Annotated in this window: 17 protein-coding genes and 2 rRNA genes; 18 read left to right on the top strand and 1 reads right to left on the bottom strand. The window is 44.9% G+C overall.

Annotation, left to right across the window (positions count from 1 at the left end; all coding sequences use genetic code 11):
• Positions 1-103: 103 nt before the first annotated feature.
• From rrf (K8U60_RS17985) to rsmI, 13 genes are all read left to right on the top strand, one after another.
• Positions 104-219 (top strand): 5S ribosomal RNA (gene rrf, locus K8U60_RS17985).
• Between the two features lie 60 nt (positions 220-279).
• Positions 280-395, top strand: a 5S ribosomal RNA gene (gene rrf / locus K8U60_RS17980).
• Positions 396-556: 161 nt separating this feature from the next.
• The gene (locus K8U60_RS17975; RefSeq protein WP_223643308.1) at positions 557-1,984 is read left to right on the top strand and encodes an aminotransferase class I/II-fold pyridoxal phosphate-dependent enzyme; all 1,428 of its coding nucleotides are present in this window, start codon (positions 557-559) and stop codon (positions 1,982-1,984) included.
• A 66-nt stretch (positions 1,985-2,050) separates the two neighbouring features.
• Complete coding sequence (ppx, locus tag K8U60_RS17970) at positions 2,051-3,577, top strand: exopolyphosphatase (protein ID WP_223643306.1); 1,527 nt, start codon at positions 2,051-2,053, stop codon at positions 3,575-3,577.
• A gap of 91 nt (positions 3,578-3,668) precedes the next feature.
• Positions 3,669-5,780 (top strand): RNA degradosome polyphosphate kinase, encoded by a 2,112-nt coding sequence (locus K8U60_RS17965; RefSeq protein WP_223643304.1) that lies wholly within the window; start codon positions 3,669-3,671, stop codon positions 5,778-5,780.
• A gap of 138 nt (positions 5,781-5,918) precedes the next feature.
• Positions 5,919-6,569: a dTMP kinase gene (gene tmk, locus K8U60_RS17960; RefSeq protein WP_223643302.1), complete on the top strand. Its 651-nt coding sequence runs from the start codon at positions 5,919-5,921 to the stop codon at positions 6,567-6,569.
• A gap of 116 nt (positions 6,570-6,685) precedes the next feature.
• Complete coding sequence (locus K8U60_RS17955; RefSeq protein WP_146559492.1) at positions 6,686-7,015, top strand: cyclic-di-AMP receptor; 330 nt, start codon at positions 6,686-6,688, stop codon at positions 7,013-7,015.
• Positions 7,016-7,140: 125 nt separating this feature from the next.
• On the top strand, positions 7,141-8,133 hold the full coding sequence (holB, locus tag K8U60_RS17950) for a DNA polymerase III subunit delta' (protein WP_223643300.1): 993 nt from the start codon (positions 7,141-7,143) through the stop codon (positions 8,131-8,133).
• 3 nt (positions 8,134-8,136) lie between these two features.
• Positions 8,137-8,949 (top strand): PSP1 domain-containing protein, encoded by an 813-nt coding sequence (locus K8U60_RS17945; RefSeq protein WP_223643298.1) that lies wholly within the window; start codon positions 8,137-8,139, stop codon positions 8,947-8,949.
• 10 nt (positions 8,950-8,959) lie between these two features.
• On the top strand, positions 8,960-9,319 hold the full coding sequence (gene yabA, locus K8U60_RS17940) for a DNA replication initiation control protein YabA (RefSeq protein WP_223643296.1): 360 nt from the start codon (positions 8,960-8,962) through the stop codon (positions 9,317-9,319).
• A gap of 225 nt (positions 9,320-9,544) precedes the next feature.
• Complete coding sequence (locus tag K8U60_RS17935) at positions 9,545-10,282, top strand: tRNA1(Val) (adenine(37)-N6)-methyltransferase (RefSeq protein WP_223643294.1); 738 nt, start codon at positions 9,545-9,547, stop codon at positions 10,280-10,282.
• Positions 10,269-10,538: a GIY-YIG nuclease family protein gene (locus tag K8U60_RS17930; RefSeq protein WP_223643292.1), complete on the top strand. Its 270-nt coding sequence runs from the start codon at positions 10,269-10,271 to the stop codon at positions 10,536-10,538. Before K8U60_RS17935 ends, K8U60_RS17930 begins: the two co-directional genes overlap by 14 nt.
• Entirely contained in the window at positions 10,535-11,404 is an 870-nt protein-coding gene (rsmI, locus tag K8U60_RS17925) for a 16S rRNA (cytidine(1402)-2'-O)-methyltransferase (RefSeq protein WP_223643290.1), read from the top strand. The genes K8U60_RS17930 and rsmI overlap by 4 nt, the downstream gene beginning before the upstream one ends.
• A gap of 330 nt (positions 11,405-11,734) precedes the next feature.
• Here rsmI and K8U60_RS17920 read toward each other — a convergent pair whose 3' ends face one another.
• Positions 11,735-12,013, bottom strand: a complete 279-nt coding sequence (locus K8U60_RS17920; protein WP_142830607.1) for an AbrB/MazE/SpoVT family DNA-binding domain-containing protein — start codon at positions 12,011-12,013, stop codon at positions 11,735-11,737.
• A gap of 335 nt (positions 12,014-12,348) precedes the next feature.
• Between K8U60_RS17920 and metG the strand changes: the two genes are divergently transcribed.
• The 5 genes from metG (at position 12,349) to rsmA (ending at position 18,247) form a co-directional block, all read left to right on the top strand.
• Entirely contained in the window at positions 12,349-14,307 is a 1,959-nt protein-coding gene (metG, locus tag K8U60_RS17915; RefSeq protein WP_223643288.1) for a methionine--tRNA ligase, read from the top strand.
• A 201-nt stretch (positions 14,308-14,508) separates the two neighbouring features.
• Positions 14,509-15,291: a TatD family hydrolase gene (locus K8U60_RS17910; protein ID WP_223643286.1), complete on the top strand. Its 783-nt coding sequence runs from the start codon at positions 14,509-14,511 to the stop codon at positions 15,289-15,291.
• A gap of 71 nt (positions 15,292-15,362) precedes the next feature.
• Positions 15,363-16,697 (top strand): G5 and 3D domain-containing protein, encoded by a 1,335-nt coding sequence (locus tag K8U60_RS17905; protein WP_223643284.1) that lies wholly within the window; start codon positions 15,363-15,365, stop codon positions 16,695-16,697.
• Between the two features lie 114 nt (positions 16,698-16,811).
• A complete protein-coding gene (gene rnmV, locus K8U60_RS17900; protein WP_223643282.1) occupies positions 16,812-17,372 on the top strand; it encodes a ribonuclease M5 in 561 nt (186 codons plus the stop codon).
• A complete protein-coding gene (gene rsmA, locus K8U60_RS17895) occupies positions 17,369-18,247 on the top strand; it encodes a 16S rRNA (adenine(1518)-N(6)/adenine(1519)-N(6))-dimethyltransferase RsmA (protein ID WP_223643279.1) in 879 nt (292 codons plus the stop codon). Before rnmV ends, rsmA begins: the two co-directional genes overlap by 4 nt.
• Positions 18,248-18,300 lie beyond the last annotated feature (53 nt).

The following is an 18,300-nucleotide window of genomic DNA, read 5'->3' as shown; positions in this document are numbered from 1 at the left end:
GTAGTTGGGGGTCTCCCCCTGTGAGAGTAGGACGTCGCTGGTCTGTTTTTTATTTTTTATATCTTAATAATCTTATTGATTCAACAAGCAATCAACCAAATAGTCCAGTGATGATGGCAAAGAGGCCACACCCGTTCCCATCCCGAACACGGCAGTTAAGCTCTTTTGCGCCGATGGTAGTTGGGGGTCTCCCCCTGTGAGAGTAGGACGTCGCTGGTCTGTTTTTTATTTTTTATATCTTAATAATCTTATTGATTCAACAAGCAATCAACCAAATAGTCCAGTGATGATGGCAAAGAGGCCACACCCGTTCCCATCCCGAACACGGCAGTTAAGCTCTTTTGCGCTGATGGTAGTTGGGGGTTTCCCCCTGTGAGAGTAAGACGTCGCTGGGCAGTTGAAAGAAGTCGTTACCGATTCCGGTAGCGGCTTTTTTGTTTGGGAAAAATCTGCAGCATGGCAACACAGGATTTTTTCAGCTTTCAAGTTCGTTTCCGCCTCGCTCTGCCGAACTTGTTATAATGAAGTTAATCAATCAATGTGAGGATGGAAATTTATGACGCAACGACGTCCGATTGTGGATGCATTAATACAATTTCAAAACAGACAGCCCATCTCTTTTCATGTACCTGGGCATAAGCATGGTATTTTGTCAGGATTGCCGAAAGAAATCCAATCGGCACTCCATTATGATTTGACGGAACTGACAGGTCTGGACGATCTTCATTATCCGGAAGAAGCGATTAAAGATGCACAGCTTTTATTGGCGGAGGCTTACGGTGCGAAAGAAAGTTTTCTATTGGTCAATGGTTCGACTGTAGGGAATCTGGCGATGGTTCATGCCGCTTGCAGAGAAGGGGAGACGGTCATTGTTCAGCGGAATTCCCATAAATCGATTTTCCATGCGCTGGAACTTGCACATGTGCGCCCTGTTTACGTTTCACCGCAATGGGATGAGGAATCCATGACAGCCGCGGCTGTATCTCTCAAGGCAATAGAAGAGGCAATAGAGGCATATCCTGAAGCTAAAGCAGTGATACTGACTTATCCCAATTATTATGGCATGGCTTCCCGGGAACTTGCTGACATCATTTCTTTGTGCCATGACAATGAGATGGCGGTTTTGGTGGATGAAGCGCATGGAGCTCATTTCCAGGTAGGGTCTCCGTTCCCTGTGTCGTCTTTGGCTTTGGGTGCGGATGTCGTGGTGCAGTCAGCGCATAAGACCTTGCCAGCGATGACGATGGGATCGTTTCTCCATATCGGCAGTAGTCGCGTGAACGTGGCAAAAATCCGGAAATACTTGCAGATGTTCCAATCGAGCAGTCCGTCTTATCTGATATTGGCTTCTTTGGATGATGCACGTTCGTATCTTCAAAACTATTCCCAGCCTGATGTCCGGATGTTCATGGAAAAGCGGGAACGTTTTCTCAGCAGCCTGCGGATGATTCCCCGTTTGGCTGTGATGGAATCCGATGATCCGCTGAAAATCATGTTGAGGGTCGACCATCATAGTGGGTATCAGCTTAAGGAGAAGCTAGAGCAAGTAGGGATTGAAGTTGAATTGGCTGATTTTTTTCAAGTGCTGTTGATCTTGCCTCTATTGAAGCAATGGCATGCGTATCCGTTTGCCGAAATCCGCAGCCGCTTGAAAGAAGCGGTAGCGATGCTTGAAGGGGAAACAAGAAAAGACATGAAGCTTCAAATAAAAAAAACATCAGAGGTGACGGTACCCGAATTGTCTTTTGAAGAAATCGATCTGTCGGATCACGAATGGATTTCTCATACCCAGGTTATTGGACGGATCGCGGCTGGGATGGTGATTCCGTATCCGCCCGGCATTCCGCTTGTGGTGGCTGGTGAAAAATGGACATTGGCTAAAGTGGAAGAGTTGATGAATTACATTGCCTCAGATACGCAAATACAAGGGGACCATCAGCTGGAGTCCAAACAGTTGCCGGTACTTCAACAGGTGACAACGTAGAATAAGTAATGCGTAATGAGGGTATACTGTAACATCATTAAATGGAACAGAATGTGGGGGATTTTCATGGATCAGGAAAAATACGCAATCATTGATATCGGTTCGAATACCATCCGGCTGGTCATCTATACACGGGATAAAAGTGGGCGTTTTACTGAAAGTGAAAACGTCAAGGCCGTAGCCCGTCTCCGGAATTACTTGAATGAAGATAATGTGCTGGAGCAGGACGGCATCGATATACTCGTCAAGACGTTGAAGAGTTTCCAGGAAGTCACCCGGCACCATCAATTGAAGGATATTCAATGCGTCGCCACAGCTGCTGTACGCCAAGCAGTAAATCAGGATGATATTATGGCAGCGGTAGAGAAAGAGACGGACTTTACCATCCGGATCCTTACCGAATTTGAAGAAGCGAATTATGGATACTTGGCGGTCGTCAATTCGACTCCATTCGCCAGCGGCATCACAGTCGATATCGGTGGGGGTAGTACAGAGCTTACGTATTTCAACGATCGTCAGCTGATTTTCTTCTATAGTTTCCCGTTCGGTGCTTTATCTTTAAAACAGCAGTTTATCGAGGGAGATATACCGACCAAAGGAGAATTGCGTGAGCTGCGGTCATTTTTGAAAGAGCAGTTCAATCAGCTGGAATGGCTGGCCGATAAACGTCTGCCGTTGATCGGCATCGGGGGAAGTGCGCGGAACATGGCCCAGGTTCATCAGGAGCATATCGAATATCCGTTGTCGGGAATCCATCAATACATGATGAGCAGAAATGATGTAGAAGAAATCAATGATTTGTTGAAATCCCTGGATTTTTCGGAGCTTCAACGGCTTGAAGGCTTGTCGAAGGACCGAGCGGATATCATCATTCCTGCTGTGGAAGTGTTTCACTATTTGATGGAATTGATTGATACGAAGGAATTTGCACTCAGCCGAAAAGGCTTGAGAGATGGCTTTTTTTATGAAGAGACGACCAAGGATTTTGATTTAGCGGTATTTCCTAATGTCGTGGAAGAGAGTTTCCATGAACTGGCCATCGACTATGACATCAATTTGACCCACGCGTTTCATGTCACTAACAGCGCAATGCTGATTTCAAAAAAACTAGAAGAGATCGGATTACTGTCCTTGGAAGAGCTGGATACTAAACGCCTGAAACTGAGCAGCGCCCTATATAACTTAGGGAGCTATATCGATTCGGAATCGAGCCACCAGCATACCTTCTATCTATTAGGCAATCGGACGATTGATGGCCTATTGCATAAAGAGCGGATTATTGTCGCGTTGATGGCTTCATTTAAAAACAAGGAAGTGTTCAAACGGAACGTCAATCTTTATGAAGATTGGTTCACTAAAGATGAGCTGTCAAAATTCAGCCTGCTAGGAGCCGTTATTAAGCTGTCGTATAGTTTAAATGCTACGAAGCGTGACATTGTCGAGAATATCGAATTGGAAGAGAAGGATGATAAACTTGTGTTTTCTGTCCAATGCCGTGAAGACTGGGAGCCGGAACAATACCAGGTGGAAAAGCAGAAGAAGCATTTGGAGAAACAGCTGAAGAAAACGATTGATTTTAAGTTTTACAAATAATTTACATTGCGAAGGCTATCTCCTGCTTTTTAAAAAGATGGAGAATGGTACGATAAAGAGAATGGATTATAAGTAAAAGGTGGAGTCGAAATTGGAGACAGTGAAAAAGAAGAACATAGAACTCAGGGATCCCGCATATTACAATAACCGTGAATTGAGTTGGCTTGCTTTTAATGAACGTGTTCTTCAGGAAGCACTTGATAAACGAAATCCTCTGTTGGAGCGGTTTAAGTTTTTGGCGATTTTTAGCTCCAATTTGGACGAATTTTTTATGGTCCGTGTAGCAGGGTTGCAAGATCAAGTGAAAGTCGGGTTTACCAAACCCGAAAACAAAGCTGGGATGACCCCGAAGCAGCAGTTGAATGAAATTGCCATGAAGACCCATCGATTGGTGGATCTGCAGTATGAGACGCTGCAGAAGAATTTGTTGCCGAAGCTCCAAAAGGAAAATGTGGAGTTTGTAAAGATGGCAGACTTGAGTGCGGATCAATTGGATGTTATGGAGCAGCATTTTGAAGACCATATTTTTCCGGTACTGACGCCGATGGCTATCGATGCGTATCGGCCTTTTCCGATGCTGCTGAATAAAAGCATCAATTTAGCAGTGGTGCTGGAAGACCAAGAGGATCAAGTGGAAGAAGGGCAGAAAATTGCGATTGTCCAGGTTCCGTCTGTGCTTGATCGCTTTGTCCGTCTGGAATCGAAAAAAGGCAGCCACAAGCTGATTTTACTGGAAGACGTCATCAGCTTCTTCATTCGTAAGCTTTTCCATGGCTTCAAGGTGATTTCAACATCGGTTTTCCGGATTACCCGCAATGCCGACATGACGATCCATGAAGAAGGCGCGCGTGATTTGCTGAAGGAAATCGAAGAAGAGCTCCGCAAGCGGAAGTGGGGAGCGGCTGTGCGCCTGGAAATCCAGCAGCCCGGGTTTGATCCGACTATTTTGGATTACTTGACTGAAGAGCTGGAGGTTCACAAGAAAGATGTCTATGCGATCGAAGGGTTTTTGGATCTGACAGTCTTTTTCAACTTTTATAAAAAGATGGCGCCGGTTTGGGAGCATTTGGTCTTTGAAGGGAAAGTATCGCAATTGCCGGTCGGTATGGAGACGGGCAAGCAGATTTTTCAGAAAGTCAGCGAACAGGACGTCTTCCTTCATCATCCCTACGAGTCATTTGAGCCGGTTGTCCAGTTCATTTCAGAAGCAGCGGATGATCCTGATGTGCTTGCCATCAAGCAGACCCTCTATCGGGTCAGTGGCGATTCTCCGGTGATTAAAGCATTGAAAAGAGCCGCTGAAAACGGCAAACAAGTAACGGTGCTGGTTGAACTGAAGGCCCGATTCGATGAAGAAAACAATGTCCAATGGGCAAAAGAGCTGGAGAAGGCTGGATGCCATGTTATTTATGGGATGACCCATCTGAAGACGCACAGCAAAATCACTTTGGTGGTGCGGAAAAAAGAGGATAAGATCGAACGTTTTGTGCATTTGGGAACGGGCAATTACAATGACCAGACAGCTAAAATCTATACGGATATGAGCTTATTCACTTCGAAAAGGCAGTTTGGCATTGATGCGACCAACTTTTTCAATTACTTGAGCGGCTATACTGAAAAGCCGAAGTTCCATTACCTGTCGGTGGCACCTTTTACCATCCGTACTGATATCATTGACCTGATTGATACCGAAATCCGTTTTCAGAAAAAGCATGGCAATGGCCGAATCGTTGCAAAGATGAACTCGTTGACGGATAAAATCATTATCATGAAATTATATGAGGCATCGAATGCAGGAGTGAAAGTGGACTTGATTGTCAGAGGCATCTGTTGTCTGCGGCCAGGAATTTCAGAGGTGAGTGAAAACATCCGGGTACGGAGCATCGTTGGCAGTCTGCTGGAGCATAGCCGGGTTTACTTCTTCAACCATAACGGAAAAGGAAAGACTTTCCTGTCATCAGCGGATATGATGACCCGGAATTTGAATAACCGCATTGAAATCCTATTTCCGATTGTTGACGAAGCTATCAAAGAACAGGTTAAGAGCATATTGGAGCTGGGTCTTGCCGATAATGTGAAAGCCAGAGAGCAGGATGCAGATGGCGTTTACCACTACGTGCCACGGAAAAATGACGAGCTGGCAATAGATAGCCAAATGGAATTGTTTCGGCGGGCTTATCAAGTAGCAGAAGACGAGGAATAAGCAGGAGCCGTTCATTTTCACAGGGGGAGGAACGGTTTTTTTACAGGTCACTGTAAAATATGAGCCATTTCGTGTATAGTATAAAGAGTTTGAAACAGTAGAATATGATTAATTTCATGGAATAAGGTGAGCAGTAAAATGAGTTATTTGATCAATCTGGAAGGCGGAGAAGGATCGGGCAAGTCGACGGTTCTGAAGATGCTGGCAGATGCGTTAGAGGAAAAAGGATTTTCTGTTGTCTGCACGAGAGAGCCAGGCGGTATCGATATCGCGGAACAAATCCGCGGCGTGATCTTGAACCGGGAAAACACAGCAATGGATGCCCGAACAGAAGCGTTGTTGTATGCTGCAGCAAGAAGACAGCATTTGGTTGAAAAGATCATTCCGGCACTCGAAGCTGGAAGCATCGTCTTATGCGATCGTTACATCGACTCCAGCTTGGCTTATCAAGGATACGCGCGCGGGCTGGGGATGGAAGAGATTTTCGCCATCAATAAATTCGCCATCGACGATTATATGCCGGACCTGACCCTTTATTTTGATGTTAATCCGAAAGTGGGATTGGCACGGATTGAAAAGGATGCAGATCGGGAAATCAATCGGTTGGATGTGGAATCAATGAAGTTCCACTATAAAGTAAGAGAAGGGTATCTCTTGCTGTTGAGCCAAAACCCAGAACGAATTCGCCTGATCAATGCAGAGAATGAGCTGGATACTGTTTTCGCAGACGCGTTGGAAACAGCCGCACGATTCATAGAAGAACGGCAAGCAGCAGTTGATCCTTCCTAAGGTCAGCTGTTTTTTTTAGCCGTTTCTTTTTTGGCATTGAGCTGGAAAGATATGCAGCGTATATCTTTCTTCATGTTATACTTATATAGAAGAAAGATAAAAAGGAGTGAGTGCTGATGAAACTCGTAGTAGCAGTTGTACAGGACCAAGACAGTAACCGATTATCCAACGCGTTAACGAAAAATGATTTCCGGGCTACAAAGCTTGCCAGTACAGGAGGGTTTTTGCGCTCAGGGAACACGACCTTTTTAATCGGTGTAGAAGATGAACTTGTACCGAAGTTATTGGACCTGATTCGTGAAAATTGCCGATCTCGTGAACAGATGGTGGCACCTGTATCACCGATGGGTGGCAATGCTGACTCGTATATTCCCTATCCTGTTGAAGTTGAAGTGGGCGGAGCGACTATTTTTGTCCTGCCGATTGAACAGTTCCATCATTTCTAAACAATAGGAGAGCCCAATGGATTTCCCACGATAAATTATACGGCCGCATATCGGCCAGTACCATAAATAATACCCGTGCTCCAATCGGAACACGGGATTTTTTACAAAGTCTGAAGGTGAAACTTATGCAAAAAACGACGGATGAATTTTTGGAAATGCAGCCAGTGGTGATGAAGCGGCTGCAGGGTGCCTATGCGAAAGACCGGTTGGCACATGCTTACCTGTTTGAAGGCCCTGCAGGCTCGGGGAAAAAGGAAATCACTCATTTCTTCGTCAAGCTGCTGCTATGTGAATCACCCCTAGAAAATGTTCCATGTGAAACATGTCGAAGCTGTCAGCTTTATAATTCCGGCAATCATACAAATGTTTTGTTCATCGAACCGGATGGCCAAAACATTAAAATTGATCAAATCCGTGAATTGATTTTCAAGTTGAATAAAACCGGGCTGAATACAGGCCGTAAAATATACGTGATTGAGCAGGCGGACCGCATGAATAATTCTTCTGCCAATGCTTTGCTGAAGTTTTTGGAAGAGCCGGAGTTTAACGTGACAGCCATCCTGTTGACTGAGCGGCTTAATGCACTGATGAGCACAATCCGTTCCCGCTGCCAATTGGTGTCGTTCCGACCTTTATCACGACCGAAGCTGATGGAGAAGTTGACAGCTGATGGAATGACAGAATCGATGGCTGCAACCGTCAGTATGCTGACACAAAGCGAAGAAGAAGCAATTGCTTTGAGTCAGGATGAACAATTTGCCCAAGCCAGAAAAACAGTGCTGAAACTGGTGGAAGTGGCTGACAGCAATGTTCACGAGGCGCTTTTGATGCTCCAGGCGGAATGGCTGCCATTATTTAAAGAAAAAGAAGATGCCGAAAGAGGTCTGGACATGTTATTATTTGCATATCGGGACATTGCTTCGGTAAAAGCAGGTCTTGAAACTGCACGAACATATCCAGACATGGAAGAAACTTGGAAGCAGATGGCTCTCCGGCGTTCCTTTACGGTATTGTCCAAGCAGTTGCAGGCCGTTTTACAGGCCAAACAACAATTGCCGCGCAATATGAACCGGACGCTGTTGATGGAGCAGTTAATGCTGAATCTGCAGGAGGGGTAGCAATTGTATAATGTGATAGGTGTCCGCTTCAAGAAAGCGGGTAAAATATATTATTTTGATCCAGGTGAATTAGGGATTGAAAAAGACGATTATGTCATTGTGGAAACGGCACGAGGCATAGAATACGGAAAAGTGGTCGTACCGACGAAAACCGTTGGAGAAAACGACGTGGTCTTGCCTTTAAAACAGGTGGTAAGAGTAGCTTCTGACCGCGATCGTCACCAGGTGGAAGAAAACCGTCTGGAAGCAAGCCGTGCTTTTGAACTGGGCACCGGCAAAATTGAAGAGCATCGATTGGACATGAAACTGGTTGATGTTGAATACACTTTCGACCGCAATAAAGTCATTTTTTACTTTACAGCGGAAGGCCGTGTGGATTTCCGGAACTTGGTCAAAGACTTGGCTTCCATTTTCCGTACACGCATTGAACTTCGCCAAATAGGTGTTCGTGATGAAGCTAAAATGCTCGGTGGTATCGGTCCTTGTGGCCGGATGCTCTGTTGTTCGACATTTTTGGGTGATTTTGAGCCGGTTTCGATCAAAATGGCAAAAGATCAAAACCTATCGTTGAATCCTTCGAAAATTTCAGGTTTATGCGGCCGGTTGATGTGCTGCTTAAAATATGAGAATGACGAATACGAAACAGCGAAAAAGGAAATGCCGGATATTGGAACACGCGTAACGACGCCGGACGGTGACGGCCGCGTAGTAGGCATGAATATTTTAGAGCGGGTGTTGAAAGTTCGCTTATCTGAGCAGGAACAGACACTTGAATATACATTAGATGAGATAATGGGCCAAGGAACGAGAGCGTGAGGTGGTTTAGGTGAAGGAAAAGAATTTTTTGGACACGGTCATGGAGTTTGAACAGCAACTCCAATCCATGCAGGAACAATTCAGCGAACTAAAAGCTGTAGTGGCCCGGACAATGGAAGAACACCATGCGCTGCAACTGGAGAATCATCATTTGCGTTCGCGCTTGGATGAATTCCATCAAGCAGTGCCGGAAGTGGCAGCTGTGGATCCGGTGAAATTGAAAAAAGCTGTGATGGATATCGGCGAAGGCTACGATAATTTAGCCCGTCTGTATCATGAAGGCTATCATGTGTGCAATGTACATTTCGGCAGTTCCCGAAAAGGTGACGATTGCCTGTTCTGTTTGTCATTCCTGAATAAGCAGAATTGAAAAGCGGAAGCGGCCGCACTGCTCCGACCGGCGTAAGACGATTTGGCGAAGCGGCGTTTTTGCAGCCGCATAGCCAGAGTGGCTTACGACCCGAGGAGCAGGCCGCTGGAGCTGGACAAGAAAAGCGTAAGCGGCGGCAGTGCTGCCCGCTGGTAAAATGATAAAGAGAAAGGCTTCCGACACTCCGTGTGGCGGCAGCCTTTTGTTATGCTGGGAGTTGAACAGATGTTAGTGGATGACGAAAGACTTGATTATTTATTGGCGGAAGACCTGCGGATCATTCAAAGTCCATCGGTGTTTTCCTTTTCATTGGATGCGGTGCTGTTGGCCCGCTTTGCCTATGTTCCGCTGAAGCGGGGAACAATTGTAGACCTATGCACAGGCAACGGAGCGATTCCGCTGTTTTTAAGTGCCCGTACGGAGTCGCAGATCATTGGGGTAGAGTTGCAGGAACGTCTTGCACATATGGCACGGCGCAGCGTGGAATACAACGGCCTTGAGCAGCAGATCGACATCATCGAAGGCGATGTCAAAAACATGCCGGCACAGCTGGGGTTTGAAAAATACGATGTGGTGACCTGCAACCCACCTTATTTTCCGGCGCATGAGATGAGCGACAAAAACATCAGTGAACACATGGCTATCGCGCGGCACGAGCTGCATCTGACATTGGATGAGGCGGTCTTATCGGCTAGCCAACTATTGAAGCAAGGCGGAAAGGCAGCGTTTGTCCATCGTTCCGGCCGCTTGATCGATTTGATTGCAGCGATGCGTGCCAACCGTCTGGAACCGAAACGGATTCGCCTGGTTTATCCGAAAGCTGGAAAAGAAGCGAATACCTTATTGGTTGAGGGCATCAAAGACGGGAAACCGGATTTGAAGATCCTGCCGCCATTGATTGTCTATGGAGAAGATGGGGAATATACCGAAGAAGTGCGGGAGTTATTATATGGCAGCCAGTGACCATTATTTTTATGTCTTGGAATGCGCTGACGAGTCATATTATGCGGGTTATACCAACGATCTTGAAAAGCGGCTGGCTGCACATAACGCCGGAAAAGGCGCAAAATACACACGCGCTAAAGGGCCGTCCAAGCTCATTCATCATGAATGCTATGATACGAAACCGGCAGCGATGAAAGCGGAATATGCCTTCAAGCAATTAACGAAGGCTCAAAAAATCCGTTATATTGCTGAAGGAAAGGAGAACGGCAAATGAAATCCCAAAAAAGTTTCCAGCATAAGCAAGCCACCTTGTACCTGGTGGCCACACCCATCGGCAACCTGGAAGATATGACGATTCGCGCGTTGCGTATTTTAAAAGAAGTGGATATTATTGCCGCAGAAGATACACGCAACACGAAAAACCTCTGCAATTATTTTGATATCCAGACCAAATTGGTCAGTTACCATGAACACAATCAGGAAAGTGGGGGCTTTAAGATTTTGTCCTACCTGGAGGAGGGCAAGTCTGTCGCTCTGGTCAGCGACGCCGGCATGCCATGTATTTCCGATCCCGGTGAAGACATCGTTAAACGGGCAGTTGCGGAAAACTTTCCGGTTGTCCCGATTCCTGGCGCTAATGCGGCACTCAGTGCGCTGATCGCTTCTGGAATTTCACCACAGCCGTTCCTATTTTACGGATTCCTGTCCCGTAATAAAAAAGATCGCCTCGCAGAGCTTGAAATTTTGGGGCAGAAAGAAGAAACGCTTATCTTTTACGAAGCGCCCCACCGGCTGAAAGAAAGCTTGAAGAGCATTCAAAAAGCGGTCGGAGATGAGCGGAGAATTACCTTGGCACGGGAAGTGACAAAGAAATTCGAAGAGTTTCTGAGAGGGACGGTTGAAGAAGCTGTGGTCTGGGCCGAAGAAAATGAAATCCGTGGAGAATTTTGTCTGGTGCTGGAAGGCAATGCCAATCCGGAACCCGTCGGAAATGTAAAGTGGTGGGAACAGCTGTCCATCGAAGAACATGTAGATCAGCTCATGGAAACCAAAAACCTGACATCCAAAGAAGCCATCAAAGAAGCCGCAATCGAACGCCAGTTGTCCAAGAGAGAAGTCTATCAGGCTTATCATACTTAGGAAAAGCGGAAGCAGCCGTTAAGCCTCGACAAGCGCTGGAAGCCTTGCCGGTAATGGCGTACTTTGCCATTGCAGGTAAGGCTGAAGCGACTCGAGAGGCTGGCTGCTGAAGCTGGACAATAAGAAAAGCGGAAGCGCCCATGTAGCTCTGCCGGGCATAAGACAGATCGGCGAAGCGGCATGTTTCAGCCGCACAGCTGAGTCGGCTTAGGACCTAAAGAGCTGGGCGCTGAAGCTAGACAATGAAAAAAAGTGGAGACGTCCCAAACGAAAAACTATATCAGTAGACATTAAAAAACCAGGAAGCCTCGGCATCCTGGTTTTTCTACATTACTTCTTTAAGTTGTTTTGGATTTCTTTTACCAGCATTTCTGCGCCTTCAGAGCTCAAGATCAATTTGCCGCCAACCAATTGCATGTTGTCGTCTGATACTTCGCCTGTAACTGCACATGTCATATTCGGTAAATATTTTTTCAAAATAATTTTATCGTCATCCACGTAAATTTCCAATGCGTCTTTTTCTGCGATTCCCAAAGTCCGTCGCAATTCAATTGGAATTACCACACGTCCTAATTCATCCACTTTCCGAACAATACCTGTCGATTTCATAATGATAGTCCTCCTTTTATTTTATCGGGTGTATTCGCCAAAATTCGACATTTACCACTTCCTGTCATAAATCATACCAACTACTGGCAATTTGGTCAATAAAAAACTATCGAAATCATAATGAAATTTTATAACTAGTGGTAATTTTCTTTGATTTTGAATAAAGAATGCCATTGGATTGACAAATTTTAAATAAAAGTAAAAAAAATCCATTTTAAATATGCTTAAATAATGTCGAATCGTTATTTTAAATGTCATTGTCGAATTGAAAGATTGTACAAAATAGGGGACTTCGTTAAAATAAGAACTATACAAAAAAACTGGAGGAATTTTTCGTGACTGCTAAAAAAGAAACGTTTTATTTAACCACACCGATTTACTATCCAAGCGGAAAATTCCATATTGGAACGGCTTATACAACAGTTGCTTCTGATGCGATGGTCCGCTATAAGCGTTTGCGTGGATTTGATGTCCGGTTTTTGACTGGAATGGATGAACATGGCCAAAAAATTGAAGAAAAAGCGAAAGAAGCTGGAAAAGCACCACAGGAATTTGTGGATGAGATGGCTTTAGCAGCTAAACAAGTATGGTCAACAATGGATATTACTTACGATGACTTCATTCGCACCACAGAAAAGCGTCATAAAGAAGGTGTGGAACGGATTTTCAAAACCTTCCTCGACAATGGCGATATCTATAAAGGCGAATATGAAGGCTGGTATTGCACGCCTTGTGAATCATTCTTTACGGAAAACCAATTGGATGACGGCAATTGCCCGGATTGCGGACGTCCAGTCCATAAAGTGAAAGAAGAATCGTATTTCTTCAATATGAAAAAATACGCAGGCCGCCTGTTGGAGTATTACGAAAATAATGTAGAGTTTATTGAGCCTGAGTCGCGTAAAAACGAAATGATCAATAATTTCATCAAACCCGGATTAGAGGACCTGTCGGTTTCACGGACTTCTTTTGACTGGGGAATTCCGGTTCCTGGAGATCCGAAGCATGTCATCTATGTATGGGTCGATGCTTTGTCGAATTACATTACTTCACTTGGCTACGGTTCAAATGATGACAGCTTGTTCAATAAATACTGGCCGGCGGATGTCCACGTGGTCGGCAAAGACATTGTCCGTTTCCACACGATCTACTGGCCGATTTTCCTGATGGCTTTGGATCTGCCATTGCCGAAGAAAGTTTTTGCCCACGGCTTCATCATGATGAAAGATGGCAAAATGTCGAAATCAAAAGGCAATGTTGTTTATCCGGAAATGCTGGTTGAGCGATACGGATTGGATGCAACCCGTTATTTCCTGTTACGTGAATTGCCATTTGGATCTGACGGCGTCTTTTCACCGGAATCATTTGTCGAACGCACCAATTTTGATTTGGCCAATGATCTCGGAAACTTATTGAATCGTACAGTCTCAATGATCAATAAATACTTCGACGGCGCAGTTCCGCAAATCAATGGATTGCTGACTGCATTCGACGGTCCGCTTCAGCGGGTAGCTGCCCAAACAGTGGAAGTCTATGAGCAGCATATGGAGAGAATGCAATTCAGCATTGTCTTAAGCGAAGTATGGGCATTGATTTCAAGAACCAATAAATATATCGACGAAACACAGCCATGGGTACTGGCGAAAGATGAAGCTGAGAAAGAGCAATTGGCTTCTGTCATGGCCCATTTGGCGGAAAGTCTTCGTATGACTGCGGTTATGCTGCAACCATTCCTGCCGAACGCTCCAAAACAGATTGTTGAACAACTGGGTCTCTCAGAAGACTTTCTTGCTTGGGATACGTTGCAAGGCTTCGGTAAAATTCCGGCAGGCACTCAAGTAGTGTCCAAAGGGACGCCGATCTTCCCGCGCCTCGAAGTAGAACCGGAAGTAGCATATATCCGTGATCAAATGCGTGGCACTGCAGCTCCGGCTGTAGAAGAGCCTACGGTCGTAGAAGTTCCGGATGTGCCGGAAATTGCGATTGAAGACTTTTCGAAAGTGGATTTGCGTGTAGCGACAGTAACAGAATGTGAAGCAGTGCCGAAAACCTCAAAACTGTTGAAACTGCAGTTGGATATGGGCTACGAAAAGCGCCAGGTGGTATCTGGAATTGCGGAACATTACAAACCGGCGGAACTGGTCGGCAAAAAAGTGGTCGTAGTAGCAAACCTGAAACCCGTGAAATTGCGTGGCGAGCTTTCTCAGGGAATGATTCTGGCCGGCGAAAAAGACGGTTACCTAACATTGGCATCAGTCGCCGAAAAGCTTCCAAACGGCTCAAAAATAAAATAAGACTACTGGAAAAGACCTGTTTTGACCCACTTTAATTAGTGGGTCTTTTTTTATTTTGGTAGGTTTTATGGCCCAATATTACAGAGGAATGAATGGTTTTGACGCCGAATCAACATGTTTTGTTACCCAATTGTAATGTTGCTGTGAAGAATGATACAGGTAGAACCATTAGAATAAAGCTTAATGTGAGGAGAATGATTGATGTTTATCGATACCCATGTACATTTAAATGCAGACCAATATGATGAGGACCTGTCACAAGTCATTGAGCGCGCACGAGAAAACCATGTGGAGAAAATGGTAGTCATCGGCTTCGACCGAAAAACGATCGAACGGGCCATCGAATTGGCTGAAACCTATGAATTCATCTTCGCAGTAGTTGGTTGGCATCCCGTTGATGCCATCGATTGTACTGAAGAAGACTTGAAGTGGATTGAAGAGCTCGCAGCTCATCCGAAGGTAGTGGGAATCGGGGAAACCGGATTGGATTACTACTGGGACAAATCACCAAAAGAGGTACAGCAGGAAGTTTTCCGCAAGCAGATCCGATTGGCTAAAAAAGTAAAGCTGCCAATCATCATCCATAACCGGGAAGCTACAGAAGACGTACTGAAAATCCTCAAGGAAGAAAACGCGAAAGAAATAGGCGGTGTCATGCATTGCTTCAGTGGCAGTGTAGAGACAGCCCGTGAAAGTATAGAAATGAACTTCATGATTTCTCTTGGGGGACCGGTAACATTCAAAAATGCCAAAAAGCCGAAAGAAGTTGCTGAGTTGATTTCGCTTGATCACCTGATGATCGAAACGGATGCCCCATACTTAGCCCCACATCCTTATCGTGGGAAACGAAATGAACCATCCTATGTTCCATTGGTTGCGGAAGAGATTGCGCGGCTGAAAGGAATTTCGGTGGAAGAAGTAGCAGAAGCGACCACGCGAAACGCTGAAAAGTTTTACAAGCTTTCTCAAATAAAGGGAAATTAAGAAATTCGTATTGATTGACAGTTCAAACATGAGACCATATAATCACTCAGGTGAAGAAGGAGGAGATATTTTTGTCAAATGAAGCAAATAATACCAAATCATCAAAATTATTCAAAGGTAAATCATTGGCGGTCACAATCGCAACCGTATTGTTGTTCGCGGCGGTTTTAACTTTTGCTATATATGAAGGTACAAAAAACACAGTATCTGTAACAGCTAATGGGGAGCAGGAAGAAGTAAGAACGCATGCAGAAACGGTCGGAGCGTTTTTGGAGGAACAGGAAATCGAAGCAGGGGAGCATGATTTTCTGAGCCATTCGAAAGAAACGGTGATCGATAAAGACCTGGCTCTTGAATGGGATGCAGCAGAACAATATAACGTAACAGTTGACGGAGAAGCAACTTCTGCCTGGACAACTGAAAATACAGTAGCAGAGATTTTAGCTAAAGCGAATATCGAGCTTACAAAATATGATAAAGTATCACCTGCGCTAGAGGAACAAGTGGACGAAGAGACAACGATTTCAGTTGAGAAAGCCTACGAAGTTACGATCCAGGATGGTCTTAAAGAAAAGAAAGTATGGTCTACTTCAACTACGGTCGCTGACTTTTTAAAACAGCACAAAGTTTCTGTGGGCAAACTTGACAGAGTGGAAAGCGAAATGGACGAATTGGTCCTTCCAAATTCAAAAGTTAAAGTGGTCCGCGTTGAAAAGGTCACCGATGTAGTTGAGGATTCTGTGAAATACGCAGTAGAGACAAAAAAAGACAATTCCTTGCTTAAAGGCAATGAAAAAGTCGTTCAAAAAGGTGCAAATGGCGTAGTCAAGAAAACCTACGAAGTCATCAAAGAAAATGGCAAAGAAGTAAAACGAGATCTTAAAAATGAAAAAGTCGTAAAAGAACCAACAAAACAAGTAACGGCAGTCGGCACGAAAACAGTTGTAGCAACTGTTTCACGTGGAGCTCAAGCGAAAGCTGCACCCGTAGCTGCTCAGGAAGAAAAGAAGGCAGCACCGCAAAAGGAAAAAGCGGTAGTCAAAACAGCTTCAGCTGAAACAGCGGCAACACCAGCTAAAGCCAAAGCGGCACCAGCAGAAGCAGAACCGACTGGCGGCAAAGAATTCTATGTGTCAGCAACAGCTTATACAGCAAGCTGCACAGGCTGTTCAGGAATTACTGCGACAGGCATCAATTTGCATGCCAATCCAGGCCTTAAAGTAATTGCGGTAGACCCTAGTGTTATTCCGTTAGGTTCTAAAGTATGGGTTGAAGGATACGGTAATGCGATTGCTGGCGATACTGGCGGAGCAATCAAAGGAAACAAAATTGATTTGTTTATGGCCAATAAATCCGATGCTTTGTCATTCGGACGCAAACAAGTAAAAGTTAGAATCCTTAACTAGTTCTAGCGTAAGTTCTATTGAAGGCTTTCCCGGGATATTTCCTGGGAAAGCTTTTTACATGTGTACCCATAAGCGTGTAGAATAAACAAGAAGCTTGAAAAGAGGAACCAATATATGAAGATAAATGAAATTATCGTGGTTGAAGGAAAAGACGATACAGTAGCGATTAAACGTGCAGTCAACGCGGATACGATAGAAACGAACGGTTCAGCCATTACAGCAGAGACGCTTCAGCGGATCGCTCATGCACAACAGAAGCGGGGCATCATTGTTTTTACGGATCCCGATTATCCTGGGCGGCGTATCCGTGCTATTATTGAAGAACATGTGCCTCAGGCTAAACATGCATTTTTACCCAAAGAAAAAACCATTGCAAAAAACGGCAAAGGGTTAGGCATTGAACATGCCCGTGATGAAGATATCCGTGAAGCCTTGCAGGCGGTCTACACGCCGCTGCAGGAAGAGCGCCTGATAGAGATCACAATGGAAGATTTGATCGACGCAGGGCTCGTTGCCCATCCAAAAGCCAAACAGCGTCGAATACAAATCGGCAACGATCTGCAGATCGGCTATACCAATGGCAAGCAGCTTCAAAAGCGGCTTCATATGTTCGGTATATCCAAAGACCAGTTCATCAAAGCGGTACAAGCGTTAATTCAGGAGGAAAAACAATGACCAAAGATATTGCCACGCCTATTCGGACGCAACAGATTATGGCGAAATACAATTTAAAAGTGAAAAAGAGCCTCGGACAGAACTTTTTGATAGATCCCAATATTTTACGTAAAATTGTCGGCCAAGCAAAATTGACTAAAAAATCTGCGGCCATTGAAATCGGACCAGGAATCGGTGCGTTGACAGAACATCTGGCAAGAGAAGCGGGAAAAGTACTGGCTTTTGAAATCGACCAGCGCCTATTGCCGGTGCTTGATGACACGCTTTCTCCATACGATAATATTTCCATTGTCCATGCTGATATTCTGAAAACCGATGTCCAGGCAGCCATCGACAATGAATTGGCTGATTACGACGATATCGTGGTTGTAGCGAATCTGCCCTATTATGTCACAACGCCCATTATCTTAAAGCTTTTGTTGGAAAAACTGCCGATTCGCGGCATGGTCGTTATGCTGCAAAAAGAGGTAGCTGAACGCATTACAGCTAAACCTGGTACAAAAGCTTATGGATCACTATCTATTGCCATCCAGTACTATACACAGGCTGAAATGGCATTGACTGTTCCTAAATCGGTCTTCCTGCCACAGCCGAATGTCGATTCCGCTGTTATTCTCATGACCAAACGGGAAGTTCCTGAAGTGGAAGTGATTGATGAAGACTTCTTCTTTAGCGTTACGAGAGGGTCGTTTGTTCAGCGGAGAAAAACTATTTTGAACAACCTTCAAGTTGCGATGCCTTTAGGAAAAGAGAAAAAAGAGCTGATTTTGAAAGCTCTGGCAGAAGCTGAAATCGATCCAACGCGGCGTGGAGAGACTTTGTCGATCAAAGAATTTGGTCTGTTGGCTGATAAATTATACGCTTATTTCCAGTAAAACCGGCATTCTGTTACAATTTCGGCACAACTTATTTCGACCTAAAGATATTT

The sequence above is a fragment of the Planococcus circulans genome (assembly GCF_020023385.1).
Classification (GTDB): Bacteria; Bacillota; Bacilli; order Bacillales_A; family Planococcaceae; genus Planococcus.
Note: the sequence above shows the minus strand (reverse complement) of the source record. Positions and strands in the feature narration are given on the sequence as shown.

What these genes read in the sequence shown, in the direction of transcription:
- K8U60_RS17975 (WP_223643308.1), top strand. Translation starts at nt 557, where the DNA reads ATGACGCAACGACGTCCGATTGTGGATGCATTAATACAATTTCAAAAC.
- ppx (WP_223643306.1), top strand. Translation starts at nt 2,051, where the DNA reads ATGGATCAGGAAAAATACGCAATCATTGATATCGGTTCGAATACCATC.
- tmk (WP_223643302.1), top strand. Translation starts at nt 5,919, where the DNA reads ATGAGTTATTTGATCAATCTGGAAGGCGGAGAAGGATCGGGCAAGTCG.
- K8U60_RS17955 (WP_146559492.1), top strand. Translation starts at nt 6,686, where the DNA reads ATGAAACTCGTAGTAGCAGTTGTACAGGACCAAGACAGTAACCGATTA.
- holB (WP_223643300.1), top strand. Translation starts at nt 7,141, where the DNA reads ATGCAAAAAACGACGGATGAATTTTTGGAAATGCAGCCAGTGGTGATG.
- K8U60_RS17935 (WP_223643294.1), top strand. Translation starts at nt 9,545, where the DNA reads ATGTTAGTGGATGACGAAAGACTTGATTATTTATTGGCGGAAGACCTG.
- K8U60_RS17930 (WP_223643292.1), top strand. Translation starts at nt 10,269, where the DNA reads ATGGCAGCCAGTGACCATTATTTTTATGTCTTGGAATGCGCTGACGAG.
- rsmI (WP_223643290.1), top strand. Translation starts at nt 10,535, where the DNA reads ATGAAATCCCAAAAAAGTTTCCAGCATAAGCAAGCCACCTTGTACCTG.
- K8U60_RS17920 (WP_142830607.1), bottom strand. Translation starts at nt 12,013, where the DNA reads ATGAAATCGACAGGTATTGTTCGGAAAGTGGATGAATTAGGACGTGTG.
- K8U60_RS17910 (WP_223643286.1), top strand. Translation starts at nt 14,509, where the DNA reads ATGTTTATCGATACCCATGTACATTTAAATGCAGACCAATATGATGAG.
- rnmV (WP_223643282.1), top strand. Translation starts at nt 16,812, where the DNA reads ATGAAGATAAATGAAATTATCGTGGTTGAAGGAAAAGACGATACAGTA.
- rsmA (WP_223643279.1), top strand. Translation starts at nt 17,369, where the DNA reads ATGACCAAAGATATTGCCACGCCTATTCGGACGCAACAGATTATGGCG.